Genomic DNA, 24813 nt, shown 5'->3' with positions numbered 1-24813 from the left:
GCGGCACTGGGTCCAGGCGTGCGCCCAGCTCGCGGCGTTGCGGGACAACGGCGCCGAGCCCCACCTGGAGACGTTCGGCGGCTGCATGCTCGGCCAGCTTTGCCCGCCGAGCCTGCTCGTCGCGATCAGCGTGCTGGAGGGGATGTTCTTCGCCCAGCAGGGCCTCCGCAGCGTGTCGCTGAGCTACGCGCAGCAGACCGACGCCGGTCAGGACGAGGAGGCCGTGCGCGCGTTGCGCCGGCTGGCCACGGAACGGCTTCCCGGCTTGGACTGGCACGTGGTGATCTACGCCTACATGGGCGTCTACCCGAAGTCCCCGGACGGCGCCAACCGGCTGCTGGCCGCCGCCGCGCGGCTCGCGGTGCGGTCCGGCGCGGCCCGGCTGATCGTGAAGACGGTCGCCGAGGCCTACCGGATCCCGACCGTCCAGGAGAACGTCGACGCGCTCGAACTGGCGGCCAGAATCGCGGCCGCCACCACGCGACCACCCGGCGAGTCCGTTGTGGACACCGGCATCTACGCCGAGGCCGCAGCGCTGGTGGACGGCGTGCTGGACCTGGGGGAGCGGCTGTCCGAGTCACTGCCCGACGCGTTCGCACTGGGCAGGCTCGACATCCCTTACTGCCTGCACCCGGACAACGCCGGTCGCGCTCGCAGCTACATCGACGACGACGGACGGCTGCAGTGGGCTGCCACCGGTGCGCTGCCGATCAGCCCGCCCGCGTGGGCGGGCAACCAGCGCCGGGCAGGTTCGGCGGAGCTCATCTCCGCACTGTCGCATGTGGAACGGAAGTTCGACGCGCCCCTGCCCGTCCGGGCCGGGGCCGAGCTCGAAGGGAGTCAGGGAGCGGAATGAACGACACCTACGACGAGAACGAGGGCGCGCTGCCCCCGGCCCTGCCCGTGCACCTCGCGTCGCCGACGACCCAGCGCGCGTTGCGTGTGCAGCACCAGGTGCTCATCGCGACCAGGGCGTTCCTCGGCGCGGAAGGGTTCGTGGAACTGCTGCCCCCGGTGATCGGCCCGGTCACCGACCCCGGCGTCCGCGGCTCGAAACAGCTCGACGTCGACTACTACGGGCACCGCTACAAGCTGATGACCAGCGGAATCTTCTACAAGCAGGCCTCGCTGCTCGCGTTCGACAAGATCTTCTACATCGCGCCGAACGTCCGGGCGGAGCCGGTGGAGACCTGCTCGACCCGGCGGCACCTCGCCGAGTTCCACCAGATCGACATCGAAGTGGCGGGCGCGACCAGGACGCAGGTCCAGGCCGTCGCCGAGCGGCTGCTGACCCACGTCGTCGGGCACGTGCTGGCGACGGTGCCCGACGAGCTGACCGGCCTCGGCCGCGACCTCGCGGTGCTGGCGGAGGTGCTCGACGAGCCGTTCGGCCGGACGACGCATGCGGGCGCGGTCGCCCAGCTGCACGGCCTCGGGCACCCGCAGAGCCCGGATGCGGAGATCGACTGGGAGGGCGAGGAACTGCTGTCGCACAAGGCAGGCCAGCCGTTCTTCATCGACGACTACCCCAAGGGCTCACGCGGGTTCTACGACCGCGAAAGCACCACCGAACCCGGTGTCCTGCGCAACTTCGACCTCATCGCGCCCGGTGGTTTCGGTGAGCTGGTCAGTGGCAGCGAGCGTGAGTCCGAGTATGCCCGGATCGTCACCCGGATGCGTGAGACCGGCGAGAATCCAGCCAAGTACGCCTGGTACCTCGACATGGTCCGCGCCGGGATCCCGGCCAGCGCGGGCTTCGGCATGGGCCTCGAACGGCTTGTCCGGTTCCTCACCGGGCTCGACTCGGTGTGGCAGGTCAACGCCTACCCGAAGGTCCCAGGGCTGGTGTCGCCGTGACGGCGGTGCGTGCTTCCGGCTACCCGGAAGCGGCAGTCCGGGCTCGCGCGGCGCGCGGTGCGGCCGCCGTTTTCCCGCCGGAGGAGAGCTACGGGCAGGAGGTGTTCGGCGGTACCCCCGCGAGCGGCGACTTGCTGGACCAAGCCCGGCTCGTGCCGCCGGTGTTCGTGCCGCTGCGGCTGGAGAAGCTGATCGAGCTCGGTCGGGAGCCGCTGTTCTCCGACGTCGACCTGACCACTGGGATCGGCGGTTTCGCGTCGTCGTTACCGGTGTTCCTGTCCGCGTTCGGGTCCACCCAGTTGGGCGGGACCGAGCTGGCCGTCGCGGCGAGCCGTCAGGCCGGGCGGCTCGGCATCCCGATGGTCATCGGCGAGAACGTGGTGCCGGTCAATGGCTATGGCCGAGGCGCGGCGAGCGCGAACAACGCCCTGCTCACCCGCGTACGGGCGTACCTGGAGGAGGTGCCAGACGGGCTCGGCGGGGTGGTGGTCCAGCAGAGCACCGAGGACGCCGACGCCGAGGTGTGGAACCTCGTCTACAGCGATCCCGCCGCCGAGCCGCTGCTGGCCTCCGGCAGGCTCGGGTTCGAGCTGAAGGTGGGGCAGGGTGCGAAGCCCGGCCTGGGCGGGATGACCCTGCTCGACGCGGCGGCTGCGGCCAGGGTCGACGACCAGTACGCCGTCACGGACGTCTTCGGCTCACCCGAACGCCTGCTGCGCTCGGGTAGCCCCGGCACGTTCACCGACGAGATCCTCCGGCAGCAGATCCGCTTGATGCGCAACAACTTCCCGCGCGCCAGGATCTGGGTGAAGCTGCCGCCGGGGCGTGACGTCGCCCAAGCCGCGCAGGTGGCCTGGACCGCCGGTGCGGACGCGGTCACAGTTGACGGCGCCGAAGGTGGCACCGGCTGGGCGCCGACGGCGTTCCTGGACCACGTCGGCGTCCCGCTGGCGGAGTGCCTCCGGCGGATCGGCGAACCAGGCGGGTGCCTGCTGGCCGGTGGCCGGATGTGGGAGGGCGCCCGCGTGGTCAAGGCCCTCGCCCTCGGTGTCCGCGCGGCCGCTCTGGGCCGGGCTGCGCTGATCGCCGTCGACGAGGACCGGGGACAGGGCCTGGTTCGGCTACTGGACGCCCTCGCGCTGGAGTCACGGCTGCTGATCAGCGCGCTGGGCAAGTACCGCCCGGACGCGCTGGCGGCGGAAGACCTCTGGTTTCCGGCGGACGTTGCTTCCGCAGAACTGCCGCTTCACCTGCCGGTCCGGCCCGTTTCCGCGCCGTAGCGTTTTCTCATCAGCACACAGTCCATGTCCGTCCATTGTGGCCAGTTCGGGGTGAACCAATCATGTCGGTACAGGACGAGAATCCGGCCGTGACGATCGACTCTTTCGACCTCGGCGAGCTGACCGGTCCGGCCGTCGCCGTACCGTTGCGCGTCGGCCGGATCGCCGCCCGTCAGCCGGGCCGGACCGCCCTGCGGTCGGGAAGCCGTCAGCTCACCTACGGGCAGCTGGACGAGCTGACCGCCGACGTGGCCTCCCGGCTGGTCGGCGCGGGTGTGCGGCCCGGCGACGTGGTCGCGGTCCGGAGCGCGGACCGGTTCGACCAGGTGACCGGCTTGCTCGCCGTCTGGCGTGCGGGGGCCGTCTACCTGGCACTGGACCCTGCCGCGCCCGCTGAGCGGAACGAGTTCCTCATCTCCGACGCGGGCGCGAAACTCGTGCTCGACGGAACCGACCTCCCGGCGCGTGGAGCGCTCCCTCAACCCGCGGCGGCTGAGCAGCTGGCTTACCTGGTGCACACCTCGGGCACCACCGGTGTGCCCAAGGCGGTCGCCGTCGCGCACGGTCCCTTGGCCGCGCACGTCGAGGCGATCAGCGCTCGGTTCGGGCTGCGCTCCGACGACGTCGTCCTCCAGTTCGCACGGTCCACTGTGGACGTCGCGATCGAGCAGATCACCACGGCGCTCACCGTCGGGGCCTGCCTGGTCGTGCCCGACGCGAAGCTGCTCTCCGTCGAGGAATTCCTGCGCCTGTTGGAGGATGAGCACGTCACCGTCGCCAATGTGGCGGCCGGGTACTTCCACGACGTCGTCGCCGCGGTGCGCGGCGGTCGTGCGGTACCGCCGACGTTGCGCACCATGATCTCCGGCAGCGACCGGCTGTCCCCGGCGGTGGCCGCTGCTTGGACCGAGCTGACCGGGATCCGGCTGCTCAACGCCTACGGCCCCACCGAAACCGTGATCACCTCGACCGTGCACGAGGTCCGGGCGGGTCGGCCGGTCACGATCGGTGGCCCCGTCGGCGACCGGATCGCGTACGTGCTCGACGACGCGCTCAAGCCGGTCGAGGAGGGGCAGCTTTACCTCGGTGGCAACGCGCTGGCTGCCGGGTATCTCGGCCGTCCCGGGCTCACCGCCGAGCGGTTCGTGGCCGACCCCTTCACCGGCGCCCGGATGTACCGCACCGGCGATCTCGTTCGCCGCACGGCAAACGGCGAGCTGGAGTTCCTGGGCCGTGCGGACGACCAGGTGAAGATCCGCGGGTTCCGGATCGAGCTCGGCGAGGTGGAGAACGCACTGGCCGCGCATCCGGCCGTCTCGGCGTGCGCAGTGGTGGCCCGCGGATCGGCGGAGGACGGCTTCCGCCTCGCCGCCTACGTCGTCGCCATCACAGCAGCGCCCGGCTATCCCGAGGTGCGGGAATTCCTGGAGAAGACGCTGCCGGAGCACATGATCCCGTCGAGCGTGACCGTGCTCGACGCGCTCCCGTTGACCCCGGCGGGCAAGGTGGACCGGGTCGCGCTACCTGAGCCGACGCAGGCCGAGACGACCTACGTGGCGCCGCGCACGCCGTCCGAGGAGCTGCTCGCCGGGATCTGGGCGGACGTGCTCGGGGTGGCGCGGGTCAGCCTCGACGACAACTTCTTCCACCTAGGCGGCGACTCGCTCACCGCGGTGCGGGTGGCGGGCCGGGTGTTCGAGGTGTTCGGCCCGGTCTCGCCGTACAAGATCTTCGACGCCCCGACGCTCGGTGAGTACGCCGCCGCGGTGTACGACCAGGTCACCGGCGACCCCGGACACGGGCGGCCCGGCCCGGTCCGCACCTCTGCCGTGGAGGCGCCGCTGTCCCGGTTCCAGCAGGGACTTTGGCTGGCGGAGTGCTGGCAGCCGGGTACGTCCACGTACAACGTGCCGTGGGTGTTCGAGTTCAGCGGGCTGCTGGACGCCCGTCTGCTCGGGCACGCGCTGCAGATGGTCGTCGACCGGCACGAGGCACTGCGGACCACCTTCGAGGCCACGGAAACGCTGCCGCGACAGGTGATCCACGAGTGGCTCGACGTCCCGTTCACCATCACCGAAGCGACGTCCGACCAGCTCGAAGAACTGATCCGGACGGACGCGCAACGGCCGTTCGACCTGGCAACCGGACCGCTGCTGCGCGCCCGGCTGGTGCGAACGTCGGCGGAGACAGCCAGCCTGGTGCTGGTCTTCCACCACATCATCTGGGACGAAGGCTCCCTCGTCGTACTGGATCGTGAACTGCGCGAGTACTACACCGCGCTGATCGAAGACCGCGCGCCTCGGCTGCCGGAACTCGCCGTGCAGTACTGCGACTACGCGACCTGGCTGCGGGACAACGGCCTCGCCGACACTCAGCTCGACTACTGGGCCGAGCACCTACGCGGCGCGCCAACCCACGCCGCTTTGGTCGCCGATCACCCCCGCCCGGCCGAGCCCGTGCACCGGGGTGGCTACCACCGGTTCGCCCTGGACAGCGGCCTCGCCGAGGGGATCCGGGAGTTCGCGCGGGCCGCGGACGCGACGCCGTTCATGGTGCTGCTCGCCGGGCTCGTCCTGGCCGTGCATCGGCGCGGTGGCGCGGACGACCTGGTCTTCGGCACTCCGGTCAGCGTTCGCGACCGGCCGGAGCTCGACGCGCTGGTCGGGTACTTCATCAACGTGATCCCGCTGCGTTTCCGCATCGACCGGGAGGCGACGCTGCGGGATCTGCTCGACCACATCCGCGGGGTCGCGCTCGGTGGGTACCAGCACCAGGACGTACCGCTGGAGGAGATCACCGGGAGGGTGCTCCAGGAGCGCTCCGGCGACCGGAACCCGTTGTTCCAGCTGGTCTTCGAGATGCACAACGCCGGTGCCCGCCCGCTGCCAGTCGGCGGCGCGGAGCTGTCCCGGTGGCTGCACGTCAACGAGCTGTCGCGGTTCGACCTGTCCTGGTCCGTGGAGGACGACGGCACCGGCTTCAGCGGCCGGATCGAGTACGACACCGACCTGTTCGAGGCCGCCACACTCACCGCGCTTGGTGAGGAATGGCAGACGGCGTTGGTCGAGCTGGTCGCCGACCCGGATGTCCCGGTGCACGAAGAACCGCAGGTCGTGGCGGAAGTCGCTCTCGACATCCCGGTGCACGAGCTGTTCGAACAGCAGGTACGCCGCACCCCGGCCGCCGCCGCGGTGGTGTCTGGGGAGGACGTACTGAGCTACGCCGAACTGAACCTGCGAGCCAACCAGGTGGCGCGGTATCTCCGGGACGAAGGGGTGTTCCCGGGCGCGATCGTCGCGGTGCACGTCGAGCGCGAGGCCGACCTCGTCGCCGGACTGCTCGGCGTGCTCAAGGCGGGAGCCGGGTACACCCTGCTTGACCCGGAGTTCCCCGAGCAGCGCCGCGCCGACGCGATCGCCGCCGCCGGCGCACGGCTCGTACTGACCCGTGAGCTCATCGTGGCCGCCTCTGGCGACGGCTCGGACCTCGGCATCGACGTCCGGCCCGACACGGTGGCCTGCGTGATGTTCACGTCCGGCTCCACCGGGCGGCCGAAGGGCGTCGCGGCTTCCCACCGTGCGCTGGCCGGGACCTACCTGGGCCAGGAGTACGCGATCTTCGGGCCCGGCGAGGTGTGGCTGCAGTGCTCGCCGGTGTCCTGGGACGCGTTCGGCCTCGAGCTGTTCGGCTCGCTGCTGTTCGGCGGGACCTGCGTGCTGCACCCGGGCCAGCGGCCCGACCCCGAGACGATGACGGATCTCGTCGCCCGCCACGGCGTCACCCAGTTGCAGCTCTCGGCCAGCCTGTTCAACTTCCTGGTCGACGAGTTCCCGCAGGTCTTCGCCGACTTGCGGGTCGTGTTCACCGGCGGTGAGCGGGCGTCGGTGGCGCACGTGGCGCGGCTGAGCGGGCGGTATCCGGACGTCCGTATCGTGAACGGCTACGGCCCGGTCGAGAGCATGGGTTTCACCACCTGCCACGTCGTCGCGGACGCCGACCTGACGGCTCCGGCCATCCCGATCGGCGTCCCGATCGCCAACAAGGGCGTCCACGTCCTCGACGAGCGGTACCGGCCGTCGTCGGCGGGGGAGATCTACACGACCGGGGCCGGGCTCGCGCTCGGTTACGTCGGCCAGCCGGGGCTGACCGCGGACCGGTTCCTGCCAGACCCGCTCGGGCCGCCGGGTTCACGGATGTACCGCACCGGTGACGTCGGCGGCCGCAACGCCGACGGCACCCTGGCCATCACCGGCCGCGCCGACGACCAGGTCAAGATCCTCGGCTTCCGGGTCGAACCGGGCGAGGTCGCCGCCGCGCTGAGCAGCTTCCCTGGCGTCGGGGACTGCGCTGTCGTGGTGCGCTCCACGTCCGGTGAGCCGCAACTGGCCGCCTACCTCACGACTTTCGCCGACACTCCGCCCAGCTACACCGAGGTCTGCGACCACCTGGCCGCGTTGCTGCCCGACTACATGATCCCCGCCAGCGTCACCGTGCTGGCGGCGCTTCCGCTGACGCCCAACGGGAAGCTCGACCGCGCCGCGCTCCCAGCTCCGGAAGCGGTCGAACGCGACGGCGTCACGAAGCCCGCCGTCACCGAGGCCGAGCGGCTGGTCGCCGGAGTCTGGGCGGAGGTGCTCGGAGCCGACGCGGTCGGCGTGCACGACAACTTCTTCCGCCTCGGCGGCAACTCGCTGGCCGCTGTCCGGGTCGCACTGCGCCTGTCCGCCGAGACCGGCACCCGGGTAGCGCCCCGCCTGGTGTTCGCCGCCAAGACGGTCAGCGCCTTGGCCCTGCGCCTCCCGAAGACCGACAAGGAGCGATCGTGAACAGCCGTATCGCACCGGTTTCCGGGCTCCAGCGCGGCCTGTGGTTCCTGGACCGCTGGAACCCCGGATCCGTCGCCTACACCGTTCCCTGGGTCTTCACGTTCGACGCACCCGTCGACCCTGATGTCCTCGAACAGAGCCTCGCCCAGGTCATCGACCGCCACGAAGCCCTGCGCACCACGTTCTCCTTCGGGCCGGATGGTCCACAACAGACGGTCCACGAGAACGTCCGAATCCCCCTGCGCCGCACCGACCACACGGCGCTGGACGAGGAGATGCACGCCGGGTTCGACCTGACCATCGGGCCGCTGCTGCGGGCGACGCTGGTGTCCGGGACGACGTTGATCCTGATCGTGCACCACATCGTGTGGGACGGTTGGTCGGCAGGCGTGTTCGAACGCGAGCTGGCCGAGAGCTACACCGCCGCGATCGAGGGCCGCGAGCCGGTGCTGCCCGAGCTGACCACCCAGTACGCCGACTACGCCACGGAACAGGCCGCCGAGGTCTACGACGACCACCTCGAGTACTGGCGCGAACAGCTCAGCGGGGCACCTTCCCGGCTCGCCGTGCCCACCGACCGCGACCGCCCGGCCCAGCAGGACTTCACCGGCGACACCCGGGAGTTCGAGCTGCCCCTCGGCACCGCCGCGCAGGTCCAGGACCTCGCCGGCGCCCAGGACGCGACGCCGTTCATCGTCCAGCTGGCCGCGTTCGCCGCCCTCATGAATCGCTACACCGGCGCTGAGGACCTGGTCGTCGGCACCCCGGTCACCACCCGCGACCGGCCGGAGCTGGCCGACCTGGTCGGCTACTTCGTCAACATCGTGCCGCTGCGGCTGCGTGTCGACCGGGCCGCGACCTTCCGTGAGCTCGTCGAGCACGTGCGGGACACCGCCTTCGACGCCTACGCCTACCTCGACGTCCCGTTCGACGTCGTGGTCGACACCCTGGCGCTGGAGCGATCGGCACAGCACGCGCCGCTGGTCCAGGTCGTGTTCGGCACGCACGCCGAGGACGCCGCACCGCTGCGCTTCGGCCCGGCGACGGCGACCCGGCAGGTCCACCACAACGGCACCAGCAAGTTCGATCTGACCTGGTCCACCTTCGACGACGGTGAGCTGCGGGGCGAGGTCGAGTACAGCACCGGGCTGTTCGAGGTGTCCACGGTGGACCGGATGACCGGTCACTGGCGCACCCTGCTCGCCGCCGTCCTGTCCGATCCGGACCGTCCACTGTGGAAGATCGAGCTCGACGTCGAATCCGCACCCGCGTTGGTGGAAACCCGCCCGCGGTGCTTGCACGAGTCCTTCGAGAACGCTGCCGACCGATTCCCTGACCGCCCGGCGCTGACCTACGAGGGCCAGTCGACGTCGTACGCCGAACTCGACGCACGGGCCAACCGCCTCGCCCACGCGCTGATCGCGGCCGGGGTTCGTCACGGCGACCGAGTCGGCCTGCTCCTGGACCGCACCGACGCGATCGTCGTCTCGATTCTCGCGGTGCTCAAGACCGGCGCCGCCTACGTGCCCGTCGACCCGGCCGCCCCGGACGACCGCGCCGCGTTCGTCTTCGGCGACACCGACGTCCGCCTGGTCGTCACGGATCAAGGCGACGTCGGCCCGTGGCCGTTGTTCGACCTGAGCGCCCAGCGCGAGACCATCGTGGCCCAGCCGTCGAGCAGGCCCGGCGTGCCGGTCCGGCCGGACGACCTCGCCTACCTGATCTTCACCTCCGGGTCCACGGGCAAGCCCAAGGGCGTCGCCGTGGCCCACGAGCACGTCGGCCGCCTGATGGACTCCGGCCAGGACCACTTCGCCTTCGCCGAGACCGACGTCTGGACGTTGTTCCACTCCTACGCCTTCGACTGGACAGTCTGGGAACTGTGGGGCGCACTGCACCACGGTGGACGCCTGGTCGTGGTGCCCTACCTGGTCAGCCGTTCGCCGGAAGGCTTCGCCGACCTGCTCGCCGAACAGGCGGTGACGTGCCTCTGCCTGACGCCGTCCGCGCTGCGCCAGCTCGAACTCACGCTGCGATCGGCTTCGCGAGCGCTGCCGGATCTGCGCTGGGTGATGCTCGGCGGCGAGGCGCTCGACCCTGCCGTGGTTCGCCGCTGGTTCGACCTCGGCCTGTCCGCGAGGCTGTGCAACCTCTACGGCATCACCGAAACCACCGTGCACGTCACCACCCACGACCTGACCGGCGCGGACGGCTTCGAGCGCAGCCTGATCGGCTCGCCGATGCCGCACCTGGCAGCGCACGTGCTGGACGACTGGCTGCGGCCGTGCCCGGTCGGCGTCCCCGGTGAGTTGTACATCGCGGGCGGCGCGCTGGCCGACGGCTACTGGGGACGACCCGGTCTCACCGCCCAGCGGTTCGTACCCACTTCAGGCGGCCGGTTGTACCGGACCGGCGACGTCGCCCGGAGGCTTGCCGGTGGCGGAATGGAATACGTCGGCCGGTGTGACAGCCAGGTCAAGATCCGCGGGTTCCGCATCGAACTCGGCGAGATCGAACACGCGCTGGGCGCTCATTCCTCAGTGGACAGCTGCGTGGTCACCGTGCACGACGACAGGCTGGCGGCGTATGTCACCGGCCCGGTGCCGACCTATCCTGAACTGCGCGCGTTCCTGGCGCAGTCGCTGCCGGAGCACATGATCCCGGCGACCGTGACCGTGCTCGACAAGCTCCCGGTCACGGTCAACGGCAAAATCGACCGGAAGGCACTGCCCGCGCCGTCCGCGGGTTCGGTCAGCTCGCCGAACGCCTACGTCGCACCCAGCACACCGGGGGAGCGGCTGCTCACCGAGGTTTGGGCGGATGTGCTGGGCGTGCCGGACATCGGCGTGCACGACAACTTCTTCCACCTCGGCGGCGACTCCATCCGCGCGGTCCACCTGGCAGGGAAGCTGCGTGACCACGGCTGGGCCTTGACCCTGCCCGACCTGTTCGCCGCGCCGACCCCGGCGACACTCGCTCCGTCGCTGCGGCCGTGTGCCGTCGAACGAGCGCCCGCCGTCCCGTTCGACGGACTGTCCGAAATGGACTGCCAGGCGCTGCCGGACGACGTCGTCGACGCCTATCCGATGGCCGCCATGCAGGTCGGCATGATCTACCACATGGAGCTGTCCGGCGACGCCGGCGGTTACCACAACGTCAACAGCTACCGGGTTTCCGGCCGTCTCGACGAGCACGCCCTGCGCGCGGCGGTGGCCGGGGTCATGGCACGCCATCCTGTGCTGCGCACCAGCCTCGACGTCTTCACCTACCGGCAGCCTCTCCAGCTGGTCCACGCCGAAGCGCCCACGCCGGTCGAGGTCGACGACCTGTGCGGCCTGCCAGGGGCCGCGCAACAGCAAGCGGTGCGGGCGGTGTTCGACACCCACTGCGCCACCCGGTTCGACCTGCGGACCGCCCCGCTGTTCCGGGTCACCGCCCAGCGGCTGGCCGAGGACACGTTCCAGCTGACCATCGCCGAACACCACTCGATCCTGGACGGCTGGAGCTTCACCTCACTGCTCACCGAAATCCTCGAACGGCACGCCGAGCTGCTCGCCGACCGGTTCGCCCCGCTGGCCCTGCCGCCTGCTTCGACCTACCGGGACTTCGTGGCCGCCGAGCAAGCCGCGGCGGACTCCGAGACCAGCCAGCGGTTCTGGCGTGAACGGCTCACCGGGGCCAGCGGCGCCCTGTGGTCCGACGGCGCGGGCTCGGCGGAAGCCACCGCGGAGATTCCCCGCACCGTCGAGCAACTCCTGCCGGACGCTCCGGCGCAGCTCCAGGCCATCGCTGAAGCCGCCGGGGTGCCGATCAAGGCGGCGGCACTGGCCGCCCACGTCCTGGCGCTGCACCGGATCACCGGCCGCGACCGGCTCACCACCGGACTCTCGGTCAACGGCAGGCTGGAGGAACGCAACGGCACCGAGGCGTACGGACTGTTCCTCAACACCGTCCCGCTGGTGCTCGACCTGACCACCTCGACGGGCCTGGACCTCGTGCGCGAGCTGCACGAAGCCGAGGTCGCGCTGCTCCCGCACCGCCGGGTGCCGTTCGCGCAGCTGGCCCGGTACATGACCGGCACCCGGCTGGAAGCGTGCTTCGCTTTCCTGCGGTTCCACGCGCTCGGGCGGCTCGACGGCTCGGCCACCAGCATCGTCGACGACCGCATCGGCTGTGAGCCGGACATGCGGTACGAGCCGACCAACTTCGCACTCGGCGTCGCGCTGGTCCAGGACCCGTCCTCGGACCGGATCCTCCTGGCCGTCGACCACCTGCGCTCACTGGTCCCGGACGACGTCGCCGACGCCTACGTCAGCGCCTACACCGAAGCGCTGGCCGCCCTCGCCGCGGCACGCACCCCCCTGATTTCCGTTCAGTAGCCGAGAAAGGACCTCCCATGGACGCGTTCAAGGACTTCACCGTGGTCATCAACGACGAAGAGCAGTACTCGATCTGGCCCGCCGAGCTCGACGTGCCCGCCGGCTGGACCCCGACCGGCGCGAGCGGTACCCGCGACGAGTGCGTGCGGCACATCGACGAGGTCTGGACCGACATCCGCCCGAAGAGCCTGCGCGTCGCGCTCGGTGTCTGACGTTTTCAACGAAGGAAGGGTTGAGATGGCCGAGAAGCAGACGCTCGTCGACGAGCTCGGGCAGACGGTCGCCCAGGTCTGGGCCGACGTGCTCGACCTCGACCAGGTGTGGCCGGGTGACGGGTTCTTCGAGCTCGGCGGGCATTCGCTCACCGCGCTCCGGGTGGTGTACCGGTTGCGGGACAAGCTGTCCGTCGACCTGTCGTTGCGTGACCTGATGGAGGCGCGCACGCTGGCGGAGTTCACCGAGACCGTCCGGACCGCACAGAGCGGCGCGCCTGCCCGTCCGGTGGTCGCGCTGGTGGGCCGCCGGGGGACTCGGTGACCACCGCGACCCGCCGTCGTCCGCTGGTGGCCGGTGACTGGGTCTACCGGCCGTATCCGCTGGCCGAGGGCACGCCGCAGGTCGTGTGCTTCCCACACGCCGGGGGCGACGTCACCGCGTTCGCCGAGCTGGCCGTGGCGCTGGCTCCGGCGCTCGAGGTGTGGGCGGTGCGGCTGCCTGCTCGCGGCGGCCGGTATACCGAGCCGATGCCCGAGACGTTCGACGCCTTGGTGTCCGAGGTGGCCGGCGGGCTCACACCTCACCTGCGGCCGGGATCGCTGTTCTACGGCCAGAGCTTCGGGGCCCTGCTGGCCTACGAGGTCGCCAGAGAACTGCGGCCTGACGTCGTGGTCCCGGCGTGCGCGTCCGCTCCGGCGGCGTGGCCGGGCACTGTCCCCGCGACCGACCACGGCGCGGAAGACCTGCTCCGCCGGTGCGGGCTGGATGCGGCGCTGCCCGCGGACGACACGATCCGCGAGCTGGCCGTGGCCACCATCCGCACCGACATGAACGTCTGCCGCAGCTACCGTCACCGCGCGGATTCGCTGCCGGACTTCGCCGTCCACGCAGTCGCCGGTGCGGGCGACACGATGCTCCCACCAGCAGAAATGGCCGGGTGGGCCCGCGCCACGACCGGCCCGTTCACGACGTCGGTCGAGCCTGGCGGTCACCTGCTCGCCACCCCGCTGTCCGCCGGACCCGCCGGACTGCTCCGCGCACTGCACGCCCGAGGAGGCGACCGTGTCCACCACCACCGTTGACCTGACCGACCCCGACCTGTGGGCCCGCCCCGACGTCGGTGAGATCGTCGGCGAGCTCCGGGCACAGGCACCGGTGCAGCGGACCGAAACCGCGCTCGACGGTCCGGTGTGGTCAGTGCTCACCTACGAGCTGGGCTCCCAGGTCCTGATGGACTCGGCGACCTACAGCTCGACCGGCGGTTCGCTGCTGGGCTCCGGGCTGGGCCAGACTCCGGCGGGTGCCGGGAAGATGATGGCGCTGTCCGACGGCCCGCGGCACCGCGAACTGCGGGCTCCGGTGCTGCCGTACTTCTCGCCGAAGGGCGTCCGCGGCTCGGCGGACCGGATCAGCGAGCTGGCCGCGTCCGTCGTCGCCGACGCCGTCGAGCGCGGTGAGGTCGACCTGGTCGACGTGCTGGCCACCGTGCCGCTCGTGGTCATGTGCGACCTGCTCGGCATTCCCGGCGACGACCGCGACCTGGTGGTTTCGGTCTGCGACGAGGCGTTCCTCGCGCAGACGCCGGAAGCGCGCCGGGCTGGGCACCAGAAGCTCATCCCTTACCTGTTCGAGAAAGCCATGCAACGTCGCATGGAGCCCTCGGACGACCTGATCAGCACGCTGGCCACGCACCGGATCAAAGGCAGGCTGCTGCCGATCGAGGACGTGGTGCTCAACCTCGACAACATCGTCGTCGGCGGGGTCCAGACCGTGCGGCACACCGCCGCGATGAGCGTCTGGACGCTGCTGAACCGACCCGAAGCCTGGCGGCAGCTGGCCGACGGCGAGGTCGACCTCGGCGCTGCCACCGACGAGCTGCTGCGGTTCACCTCGGTCGGCCTGCACGTGCTGCGGACCGCGACCCGGCAGGTCGAGCTCGGCGGGCAGGTGATCGAGGCGGGCGACAAGGTCGCGGTGTGGACCTGGTCGGCCGACCACGACCCGGCGATGTTCGACCGGCCGGGCGAACTCCTGCTCGACCGCTCCCCGAACCGCCACCTCGCGCTCGGCGTCGGCGCGCACTACTGCGTCGGCGCGCCGCTGGCCAAGGCCGAACTCGGCGCGATCTACACCGCGCTGACCGACCAGGTCGCCGGGCTCGAACCGGTCGGTGACCCGGTGTTCAACCGCTCGATCATCAACTTCGGCTTCGACCGGCTCCCGGTCCGGCTGCGGGCCCGCTGAGCTCCCACGGAAGGTCGGTTTCTGTCATGTCGGAAGCACCAGTCAAGGCCCCGCCGGAGGTACCGGTCCGGGCGGCCACGATGTGGGGCCGGGTCGGGCTCCTGCTCACCGGGCAGGGCGTCTCCCTGCTGGGGGACCAGGTCTTCTTCATCGCCGCGGTCTGGGCCGCCGCGCAGCTCGCCGGCACCGCCGCGGTCACCTGGGTGACGCTGGCCGAGTCCGTGCCGCGAGCGCTCGCGATGATCTTCGGTGGGGTGATCTGCGACGCGTTCGGCCCCCGTGCCGTGCTGCTGCGCACCACCTCGGTCCGGATCGTCGTGCTGGCGGTCGCGGTGGCGATCGCGCTGTCCACGCAGTCAGTGCTGCTACTCGTCGTGGTCGCCGCGCTGGAGGGCGCGATGCTCGGCCTCGGGTCGCCGTCGTTCGGCACGCTGATGCCGCGGATGGTGCCGAGGGACAAGCTGAGCACCGCGAACTCCGTGCGCACCATGGTGGCGAGGTTCGCGCCGATCCTCGGGTCGCCGTTCGGCGCCTGGCTGGTCGCGACCGGGCACCTGAGCGTCGCGCTGATGGTCGTCTGCGGCGGCTGTGTGGTCTCACTGCTCTGTCTCACCCCGGCGACGAAGTCGATCGTCGCGCCGCGGACGGTCTCCAGCGTTCCACTGTGGAAGCGCTCGGGCGACGGCATCAAGCTGCTGCGCGCCGACCGGCGGCTGCGGTTGCTGTTCCTCTCGGGGCTGTTCCTGGACTTCGCCTTCGCCTGGCCGATGAACCCTGGTTTGCCGGAGGTCGTGATCGAGCGGGGCTGGAACGTCTCCGCGGTCGGTCTGCTGATCGCCTGCTGGGCCGCGGGCGCACTGGTCTCCGCCGGACTCGGGGCGGTGCTCGGCGAGCGGGTGCCGATCTCGGTGCGGCTCGTCGGCAGCGGGATCGGAATCGGTTTCCTGCTGATCGGCATGATCCTCGCGCCGTCTCTGCTCGTGATGGCTGTGCTGGCGGTCGCCTTGGGCATCTGCTCCGGGCAGAACGGCCCGGCCGCGGTCACGCTCTACCAGCAGGCCGCGCCGATGGACCGCCTCGGCGTCGCGATGTCCATGGTGTCGCTCTCTGGCATCGGCTGCGCGCCGATCGCCTACGCCGTGTCCGGCACCATCGCCAGTCTCACCACCCCCACCGTCGCCTGGATCTGCAGCGCCCTGCTCGCCTTCGGCGGGCCCGTGGCCGCTGCCCAGGCCCTGCGTATCCCACCCACCGAGCGGGCCTGAACCCCCCTCCGGTACCCAGTGAAGGGACCTTCCCGTGCGTCCGTTGTCGTTCGGCCAGCAGCGCCTGTGGTTTCTGGACCAGCTGGAAGGCCCCAGCGCCACTTACAACGTCCCGTTCCCGCTGCGGCTGCGCGGACAACTCGACCGCCGCGCGCTCCGGCTCGCGCTCGCCGACGTCCTCGGCAGGCACGAGGTCCTGCGCACGGTGATCCCGGTCGAGGGCGGCGTGCCAGGTCAGCAGGTGTTCCCGCTGGCCGACGCGGTGGACCGGCTGCCGTTCGACGTCGTACCGTCCACTGAGGACGCCCTGGCCGCGACGCTGGCGGAGGCCACCGGGAGGTCGTTCGACCTGGCCACCGAACTACCCGTGCGGGTCACGCTGATCGAGCTGGGCGCGGACGATCACGTCCTGCTGGTGCTGCTGCACCACATCGCCTGCGACGGCTGGTCACTCGGACCGCTGGGCCGCGACCTCGGCGAGGCCTACACCGCGCGCCACGGCGGGGTGGCTCCGGATTGGGAGCCACTTCCCGTGCAGTACTTGGACTTCAGCGAGTGGCAACGCGAGGTGCTCGGCACCGAGGACGATCCGGGCAGCCTGCTTTCCGCCCAGCTGGCTTATTGGACCGAGCGGCTGGCCGGGGTGCCGGAGCGGATGGTCCTGCCCGCGCACCGCACCGGCGAGACTTCCGCGGAGGCCGGGCTCGTCGCGGTGGAACTCCCCGCCGACCTGCACGCCCGGCTGCTCGACGTCACGCGGGCCGCGCGGTGCACGCCGTTCATGGGACTGCAGACGGCGTTGAGCGCACTGCTGCACCGGTGGGGCGCCGGGGACGACGTCGTCCTCGGTACGCCGGTCGCCGGACGCGGTGAGGAGGCACTGGCCGACCTCATCGGGTTCTTCGTGAACACCCTGGTGCTGCGCACCGACGTGGGTGGCGACCCGAGTTTCGCCGGGCTACTGAGCCGGGTGCGGGACACGAACCTCAACGCCTACGCCCACCAGGACGTCCCGTTCGACCGCCTCGTCGACAAGCTCGGCTCCGACCGTTCGGCGACCGCGCACCCGCTGTTCCAGGTCATGGTCGTCCTGCAGCACGAAGACGGCAGCGAGGTCAGCCTGCCTGGCCTGGACGTGCGGCCGATGCCGATGGACGTCGCGACCGCGAAGCTCGACCTGAGCGTCGTGTTCGCCGAGCGCTACACCGCCGAGGGGCGCCCGGACGGCGTCTCGTGCCAGCTGGAGTACGCCACCGCCCTGTTCGACCGGTCCACTGTGGAATCCATGGCCGAGATGCTGGTCCGGCTGCTCGACGCCGCGCTGGACGGCCCGGACTGTCCACTGAGCACACTCGACGTCGAACACGTCGACGCGCTCCCGGCCGCCGCGCGGCAGGGCACCGCCGTGGAGGCCAGGCCGTCCCGCGGCCCGCGGACCGTGCGCGAAGAGATCCTCTGTGGACTGTTCGCCGACGTACTCGGGCTCGACACCGTCGGCCTCGACGACGGGTTCTTCGCCCTCGGCGGCCACTCGCTGCTGGCCACCCAGCTGATCAGCCGCATCCGTGCCACGCTGCACGTCGAACTGGGCGTCCGCGCGCTGTTCCGCGCCCCCACCGTCGCGGGCATCCTGGCCACCCTCGACTCCCAGACGCCCGGCACCATCCGCCCGCCGCTCGTGCCGTCGTCACGTCCGGATCGGCTGCCCCTGTCGTTCGCGCAGCAACGGCTCTGGTTCCTGTCCGGGATCGAGGGCCAGGACCGCGCGTACAACATCCCGCTCACCCTGCGGCTGACCGGCCCAGTGGACGTCGAAGCGCTCGCCGCCGCTTGCCGTGACCTGGTGCTCCGGCACGAAACCCTCCGTACCGTGTTCCCGGTGGCCGACGGCACGCCCTGGCAGCAGATCCTGCCCGCCGACGAGATCGGTGTCGTGCTCACTGTCGTCCGATGCGACGTCGGCGAGCTGTCCGCACGAGCCGAGGCCGCGGGCAGCGGCGCGTTCGACCTGGCCGGTGAGATCCCGCTGCGCGCGCAACTGTTCGTGGCGGGCGAGACCGAGTCGGTGCTGGTCCTGTGCCTGCACCACATCGCCGCCGACGGCTGGTCGACCGGACCGCTGCTGGCCGACCTCGCCACCGCGTACAGCGCCAGGCTTGCCGGGGAGACACCGGAGTGGGCTCCGCTGCCGATCCAGTACGCGGACTACACGCTCTGGCAGACCGAGTTGCTCGGCGGCCTCGCCGATCTCCAGCTCCAGTACTGGACCGACACGCTGGCCGGGTTGCCCGACGAACTCACGCTCCCGGCGGACCGTCCCCGTCCGGCGCAACCCTCCCACCGCAAGGAAACGGTCTCGGCGCAGATCGACCCGGACACCCACACCGCGCTGCTCGCGGTGGCCAGGGAGAACCAGGCGACGCTGTTCATGGTCATCCAGGCCGCCTTCGCCGCGCTGCTGACAAGGCTGGGCGCGGGGGACGACATCCCGATCGGCACGCCGATCGCGGGCCGCACCGACGAGGCCCTCGACGGGCTGGTCGGGTTCTTCGTCAACACCCTGGTCCTGCGCACCGACACCTCGGGCGCGCCGACGTTCCGCGACCTCGTCGTCCGCGTCCGGGACACCGACCTCGGCGCCTACGCGCACCAGGACCTGCCGTTCGAGCGGCTGGTCGAGGCGCTCAACCCGGCTCGGGTCCTGGCCCGGCACCCGCTGTTCCAGGTGCTGCTCTCGTTCCTCGGAGCGGGTTTTGAAGACGACTTGACGTTGCCCGGCTTGACCGTGCACGCCGAGGACACGGTATCGGGCACCGCCAAGTTCGACCTGAACCTGACCGTCGAGGAGCTGCGCCAAGGCGGACTCGGCTGCTGCCTCGAGTTCGCCACCGACCTGTTCGACCACCGCACGGCCCAGCTCATCGCCGACCGCCTGGTCCGTCTGCTCGTCGCGGTGGCGACGGCCCCGGATTCCCCTGTGGACTTTGTCGAGCTGCTGTCCCCTGTGGAGCGACGTCAGCTCACCGACTGGAACGCCACCTCCGTCGAATCTTCCGCTGGGACCTTGCCGGAACTGTTCTCCCAGCAGGTGGCGCGGACTCCGGACGCGACGGCGTTGGTGTTCGAGGGCGAGTCGCTGACCTACGCCGAGGTCGACGCCCGGGTCGAGACGCTGGCACGTGCGCTGTCCGGCCGGGGAGTACGTCCCGGTGACGTGGTGGCAGTCGCGTTGCCGCGCTCGATCGAGCTGGTCGTCGCGCTGCACGCGGTGCATCGCGCCGGTGCCGCGTACCTGCCGGTGGACCCGGACTACCCCGCGGACCGGGTGGCGTTCATGCTCGCCGACGCCCGCCCCACGCTGGTCCTGACCCCCGAGACCGAGCTTGCCGGGGACGGCCCGCTGCCGATGGTCACGGCGGATCATCCCGCGTACGTGATCTACACCTCCGGCTCGACCGGACGGCCGAAGGGCGTGCTGATGTCCCACGCGGGCGTCGTCAACCACCTCCGGTGGATGCAGGCCGAGTACCCGCTGAGCGCCGATGACCGCGTCCTGCAGAAGACACCGTCGAGCTTCGACGTCTCGGTGCTGGAGTTCTTCCGCCCGCTGTTGTTCGGCGCCACCCTGGTGATCGCCCGTCCCGACGGGCACCGCGACCCGGCGTACCTGGTCGACGTGATCCGGCGTGAGCGCGTCACCGTGCTGTACGTCGTGCCCGGCATCCTCGAAGCGATCCTCGGCCTGCCCGACCCTGGCTGCGCGTCCCTGCGCCAGGTGTTCTGCGGCGGGGAGGCGCTGACCGCCGCCCTCACGGCCCGCTGCGCGGCGACGTGGCCCGCCGAGCTGATCAACCTCTACGGCCCGACCGAGGTCGCGGTCGACGCCACCGCCCACCTCGCCACCGGGCACGACGGGTCCGGGCCGGTCCCGATCGGACGTCCGGTGTGGAACACCCGCGCGTACGTGCTGGACGGACGTCTGAGCCCGGTGCCGCCGGGGGTGCCGGGGGAGCTCTACCTCGCCGGCCACCAGCTCGCGGACGGCTACCTGCACCGCGCCGGGCTGACCGCCGAGCGGTTCGTGACCGACCCGTTCGGCGAGCCCGGAGCGCGGATGTACCGCACCGGCGACCTGGCGCGCTGGACGCCCGGCGGCCTGCTCGACTATCTGGGCCGCACCGACGACCAGGTCAAGATCCGCGGCCTGCGCGTCGAGCTGGGCGAGATCGCCGCCGTCGCCGGTGAGCACCCCCAGGTCCGTGAAGCGGTCGTCCTCCTGCGTGAGGACCGTCCCGGTGACCAGCGGCTGGTGGCCTACGTCGTCGGAGACGCCGACCCGGCCGAGCTGCGTGCCCATCTGGCCGCCTTCGTGCCGCGGCACCTCGTGCCGTCGGCGTTCGTCACGCTGGCCGAGCTGCCGAGGACGCCGAACGGCAAGCTGGACCGGGAGGCGCTCCCGGTGCCGGACCACACCGCGTCGGTCTCGTCGCGCGGCCCACGGGACGCCCGCGAGGAGATCCTCTGTGGACTGTTCGCGGACGTGCTCGGCACCGACCTGGTCGGCATCGACGACGGGTTCTTCGACCTCGGCGGGCACTCGCTTTTGGCGACCAGGCTGATCAGCCGGGCCCGCTCCGCGCTCGGCGTCGAGTTGAGCATCCGGGACCTGTTCGAGCAGCCGACAGTGGCGGGCCTCGCGGCCCAGCTCGACCACGGCCGGGCCGTGCGGCCCGCGCTTCGACCCCGCCCGCTGCCCGACCGGGTGCCGCTTTCCCATTCCCAGCAACGACTGTGGTTCATCAACCAGCTCGACGGCCGCAACGCCGGTTACGCCGTCACCTGTGCCCTGCGATTGCGCGGCGGCCTCGACCGGGACGCGCTGTCGCGGGCACTCACGGACGTCAGCGACCGGCACGAAGTACTGCGCACGATCTTCCCGGAGCTTGAAGGGCAGCCGTGTCAGCAGGTTCTCGGCCGCGCCACGGTCCCGCTCGAGGTGCACACGATCGGCGAACACGAGCTGGCCGCGGCCTTGGACACGGCGTCGGCCACCACGTTCGATCTCACCACCGACGTCCCGTTCCGGCCCGAGCTGCTCGCCCTCGCCGAGGACGACCACGTGCTGGTACTGGTGATGCACCACATCGTCAGCGACGGCTGGTCGATGGGCCCCTTGGTCCGCGACCTCTCCGCCGCTTACACCGCGCGCACCGGCGGTGAGGCGCCGACCTGGACGCCGTTGCCGGTGCAGTACCGCGACTACACGCTCTGGCAGCGCGAAGTACTGGGCGACCCGGACGACGCGGAGTCGGTCCTCGGTGCTGAGCTGGCCTATTGGCGCGGGGCACTGGCGGGGCTTCCGGAGGAACTGGCCTTGCCGTTCGACCGGCCGCGGCCCACGGTGGCCGAGCACGGTGGCGACTCGGTGCCGGTGGAGATCGGCGCGGAGCTGCACAGCGGGTTGCTGGATCTGGCGCGGGGCAGCCAGGTGACGCTGTTCATGGTGCTGCAGGCCGCGTTCGCGGCCCTGCTCACCCGGCTGGGCGCGGGGGACGACATCCCGATCGGCACGCCGATCGCGGGCCGCACCGACGAGGCCCTCGACGACCTCATCGGCTTCTTCGTCAACACCCTCGTCCTGCGGGTCGACACCGCGGGCGAGCCGAGTTTCCGCGAGCTGCTCGGTCGGGTCCGCGAAACCGACCTCGGTGCCTTCGCCAACCAGGACGTGCCGTTCGAGCGGCTGGTGCACGAGCTGAACCCGGCCCGGTCGCTGACGCGGCACCCGCTGTTCCAGGTGCTCCTGGTCCTGCAGAACAACGACGACGCGGAACTCGAACTGCCCGGCCTGCACGTCACCGACGAACCGGTCGGTGTCCGGACGGCGGGGTTCGACCTCGCGCTGTCGCTGCACGAACTCGCACCCGGTGCGGCGACCGGCCTTGGCGGCGGACTCACCTATCGCACCGACGTCTTCGACCGGGGAACCGTCCGTGGCCTCGTGGCTCGGCTGGTCCGGCTGCTCACCGCCGCGGTGGCCGAGCCGGACCGCCCGATCAGCAGGCTCGAGGTGCTCGCACCGTCGGAACGCGAACAGCTGCTCGCCGCCCTCGCGCCAGTGGACTTCGGCGAACGGCGGCTGGTGCCTGACCAGATCGACGCCCACGCCACCGGGGTCGCTGTCCGGTGTGGAGACAGCGAACTCGACTACGCCGCACTGAACCGCCAGGCCAACCAGCTGGCTTGGCACCTGCTCGACGCGGGAGTCCGACGCGGCACGTTGGTCGGCGTCTGCCTGCCGCGTGGCCTGGACCAGATCGTCGCCCAGCTCGCGGTCCTGCGGGCCGGGGGTGCGTACGTGCCGCTCGACCCCGGTTATCCGGCGGACCGGCTGGCGTTCATGCTCGCCGACGCCGCCGCCCCGGTCGTGCTTACGCGGCGTGACCTGGCCGAGCGGGTCACCGGCACGGACACCGCGGTGCTCTGCCTCGACGCCGAAGCCGCTGCCATCGCGGCCCGGCCCGTCGAAGCCCCGCCGGTCGAGCTGACACCGCGAGACGCGGCGTACGTCATCTACACCTCCGGTTCCACGGGCACCCCGAAGGGCGTGGTGCTCGACCACACCGGGCTCGCCCATCTCTGTGCCTGGTACCACCGGGAATTCGGGGTCACCCCCGCGGACCGGGCCAGCCAGATCGCCGCGCTGGGCTTCGACGCCGCGGTGTTCGAGACCTGGCCGCTGCTCACCGCGGGCGCGTCGGTGCACCTCCCGCCGCAGCGTGCCCTGGACGACACCGGGGCGCTCGCGGAGTGGCTCGGCGAGTCCGGGATCACGCTGGCGTTCCTGCCGACACCGCGGCTCGAACTGCTGCTCGACGAGCCCGCGCTCGTGTCCACCCGGCTGCGGGTGGTGGTCGCCGGTGGCGACCGGCTGCGTCGCCGTCCGGCCCCCGGGATGGGTTTCCGGCTGGTCAACGGCTACGGCCCGACCGAGTGCAGTGTGATGGCCACCGGTGGGGACGTCGCGCCGGACGGCGAAGACCTGCCGGACATCGGCGGGCCCGTGCCCAACACCCGCGTGTACGTCCTGGACCGCGCGCTGAACCCGGTTCCCGCCGGGGTGCCGGGCGAGCTCTACCTGGCCGGATCCGGGCTGGCCCGGGGTTACCTCGGCAGGCCGGGGCTGACCGCGCGCACCTTCGTCGCGGATCCGTTCGGCGGGCCGGGGGAGCGGATGTACCGCACCGGCGACGTCGTCCGCCTGCGCCCCGACGGCAGACTGGACTTCCTCGGCCGCGCGGACCACCAGGTGAAGGTGCGGGGCGTGCGGATCGAACTCGGCGAGATCGACGCCGTGCTCGGCGGCTGCCCTGGGGTGCGGCAGGTGATCACCGTGCTGCGTGAAGACCGGCCCGGCCACCCGGAACTGGTGAGTTACCTGGCGGCCGAGCGTGACGCCACGCCGCGGGTCCACGCGGAGGCGTTCCTGCCAGGGAACATGGTGCCTTCGGCGTTCGTCGTGCTCGACGAGCTGCCGCTGACCCCGAACGGCAAGCTCGATCGGGCCGCCCTGCCTGCCCCTGTCAGGGCCGTGGCGGCGGCGGGCCGGGCGCCCCGCAACGCCGGGGAACGGATCCTTTGTGGACTGTTCTCGGACGTGCTGGACGTGGCGGAGGTGTCCATCGACGACGGGTTCTTCGACCTCGGCGGGCATTCGCTGCTGGCGGCCCGGCTGATCAGCCTGATCCGCCGGGAGCTGGGCGCCGAGCTCGGCATCCGGGTGCTCTTCGAAACCCCGACCGTCGCCGGGCTGGCCGAACGGCTGAGCACCGGCACCGCGACCGGCACGGATCGCGACGACCTCGCCGTCCTGCTGCCGCTGCGGGAAGGCGGCGACCGGGCGCCGGTGTTCTGCGTCCACCCGGCGGCCGGGGTCAGCTGGGTCTACGCGGGGCTGCTCGCCCACGTCGATCCCGCTCGCGGTGTGTACGGCCTGCAGTCGCGCGGCCTGACCGAACCCGACCACCGCCCGGCCACAGTGGACGAGCTGGCGAAGGACTACCTCGAACAGATCCGCCAGGTGCGCCTGAGCGGCCCCTATCACCTGCTCGGCTGGTCCTTCGGCGCCCAGGTCGCGCACGCGATGGCGGTCCAGCTGCAGGAACAGGGTGAGGAGGTCGGGCTGCTGGCCATGCTGGACGGCTACCCGCCCACGACGCCGCCGGACGAGGAGCCCGACGAGCGGGAGACACTGGCCGCGCTGCTGCTCTCGCTCGGGCACGACCTCTCCGCTCGGCCGGACTCGGCGCCGTTGGGCCGGGCGGAGTTCACTTCGATGCTGAACGCGGCCGGTGGCCCGCTCGCCTCCTTGGCGCCGAAGGCGGTGGCGGCGATGCCGGATGTGTTCGCGCACAACAGTTCACTGGCTCGGCAGCATCAGCCGGGTGGCTACCGGGGAGACGCGTTGTTCTTCCAGGCGACCGAAGGCCGTCACGCCGATTCCCCGCTGCCCGCCGCCTGGGAGCCGTACGTCTCCGGGCAGCTGGCGGTCCACCAAGTGGACGCCCGTCACGGTGAACTGACCCAGCCCGCCCCACTGCGACAGATCGGAACCCAGCTCGCCGAATGGCTCACCAGAATGGCCTAAGACTGCGGAACAAGTGACTGAAGGGCGCTTTCCCCCTCGCGACTCGTCGACGAGTTGTGGTGTCTCACGCGCGAGAGACCACAACTCGTCGACGAGTCG

The 24813-nt window shown here is 71.2% G+C and carries 10 protein-coding genes and 1 pseudogene; all 11 read left to right on the top strand.

Going from position 1 to position 24813, the window contains the following annotated elements; all coding sequences use genetic code 11:
• Window positions 1-856, top strand: a pseudogene (locus QMK34_RS23785) (methylaspartate mutase); the annotation flags it as partial.
• Window positions 853-1857, top strand: a complete 1005-nt coding sequence (locus QMK34_RS23780) for an asparagine synthetase A (protein ID WP_326416492.1) — start codon at window positions 853-855, stop codon at window positions 1855-1857. The pseudogene QMK34_RS23785 and the gene QMK34_RS23780, both read left to right, overlap by 4 nt.
• Complete coding sequence (locus QMK34_RS23775) at window positions 1854-3137, top strand: glutamate synthase-related protein (protein ID WP_326416490.1); 1284 nt, start codon at window positions 1854-1856, stop codon at window positions 3135-3137. Before QMK34_RS23780 ends, QMK34_RS23775 begins: the two co-directional genes overlap by 4 nt.
• Window positions 3138-3199: 62 nt before the next feature.
• Window positions 3200-7963, top strand: a complete 4764-nt coding sequence (locus QMK34_RS23770; RefSeq protein ID WP_326416489.1) for a non-ribosomal peptide synthetase — start codon at window positions 3200-3202, stop codon at window positions 7961-7963.
• Window positions 7960-12342: an amino acid adenylation domain-containing protein gene (locus QMK34_RS23765; protein ID WP_326416487.1), complete on the top strand. Its 4383-nt coding sequence runs from the start codon at window positions 7960-7962 to the stop codon at window positions 12340-12342. The genes QMK34_RS23770 and QMK34_RS23765 overlap by 4 nt, the downstream gene beginning before the upstream one ends.
• 17 nt (window positions 12343-12359) lie before the next feature.
• Window positions 12360-12554: an MbtH family protein gene (locus tag QMK34_RS23760; protein ID WP_326416485.1), complete on the top strand. Its 195-nt coding sequence runs from the start codon at window positions 12360-12362 to the stop codon at window positions 12552-12554.
• A gap of 25 nt (window positions 12555-12579) precedes the next feature.
• The gene (locus tag QMK34_RS23755) at window positions 12580-12879 is read left to right on the top strand and encodes a phosphopantetheine-binding protein (RefSeq protein ID WP_326416484.1); all 300 of its coding nucleotides are present in this window, start codon (window positions 12580-12582) and stop codon (window positions 12877-12879) included.
• Window positions 12876-13640: a thioesterase II family protein gene (locus QMK34_RS23750; RefSeq protein WP_326416483.1), complete on the top strand. Its 765-nt coding sequence runs from the start codon at window positions 12876-12878 to the stop codon at window positions 13638-13640. The genes QMK34_RS23755 and QMK34_RS23750 overlap by 4 nt, the downstream gene beginning before the upstream one ends.
• Window positions 13621-14802 carry a cytochrome P450 gene (locus QMK34_RS23745; RefSeq protein WP_326416482.1) on the top strand — a complete coding sequence of 394 codons (1182 nt, stop codon included), beginning with the start codon at window positions 13621-13623 and terminating at the stop codon, window positions 14800-14802. Before QMK34_RS23750 ends, QMK34_RS23745 begins: the two co-directional genes overlap by 20 nt.
• A 26-nt stretch (window positions 14803-14828) precedes the next feature.
• Window positions 14829-16067, top strand: coding sequence for an MFS transporter (locus QMK34_RS23740; RefSeq protein WP_326416481.1), 1239 nt, complete (start codon window positions 14829-14831; stop codon window positions 16065-16067).
• A 34-nt stretch (window positions 16068-16101) separates the two neighbouring features.
• Window positions 16102-24714: a non-ribosomal peptide synthetase gene (locus QMK34_RS23735; protein ID WP_326416480.1), complete on the top strand. Its 8613-nt coding sequence runs from the start codon at window positions 16102-16104 to the stop codon at window positions 24712-24714.
• Window positions 24715-24813 lie beyond the last annotated feature (99 nt).

It is taken from the genome of Amycolatopsis sp. H20-H5, assembly GCF_035828755.1.
In the GTDB taxonomy this organism is placed as follows: Bacteria; Actinomycetota; Actinomycetes; order Mycobacteriales; family Pseudonocardiaceae; genus Amycolatopsis.
This window is presented reverse-complemented; position numbering and strand designations above follow the sequence as displayed.

Coding starts and splice junctions, on each gene's coding strand:
- QMK34_RS23770 (WP_326416489.1), top strand. CDS start 3,200: ATGTCGGTACAGGACGAGAATCCGGCCGTGACGATCGACTCTTTCGAC.
- QMK34_RS23760 (WP_326416485.1), top strand. CDS start 12,360: ATGGACGCGTTCAAGGACTTCACCGTGGTCATCAACGACGAAGAGCAG.
- QMK34_RS23740 (WP_326416481.1), top strand. CDS start 14,829: ATGTCGGAAGCACCAGTCAAGGCCCCGCCGGAGGTACCGGTCCGGGCG.
- QMK34_RS23755 (WP_326416484.1), top strand. CDS start 12,580: ATGGCCGAGAAGCAGACGCTCGTCGACGAGCTCGGGCAGACGGTCGCC.
- QMK34_RS23780 (WP_326416492.1), top strand. CDS start 853: ATGAACGACACCTACGACGAGAACGAGGGCGCGCTGCCCCCGGCCCTG.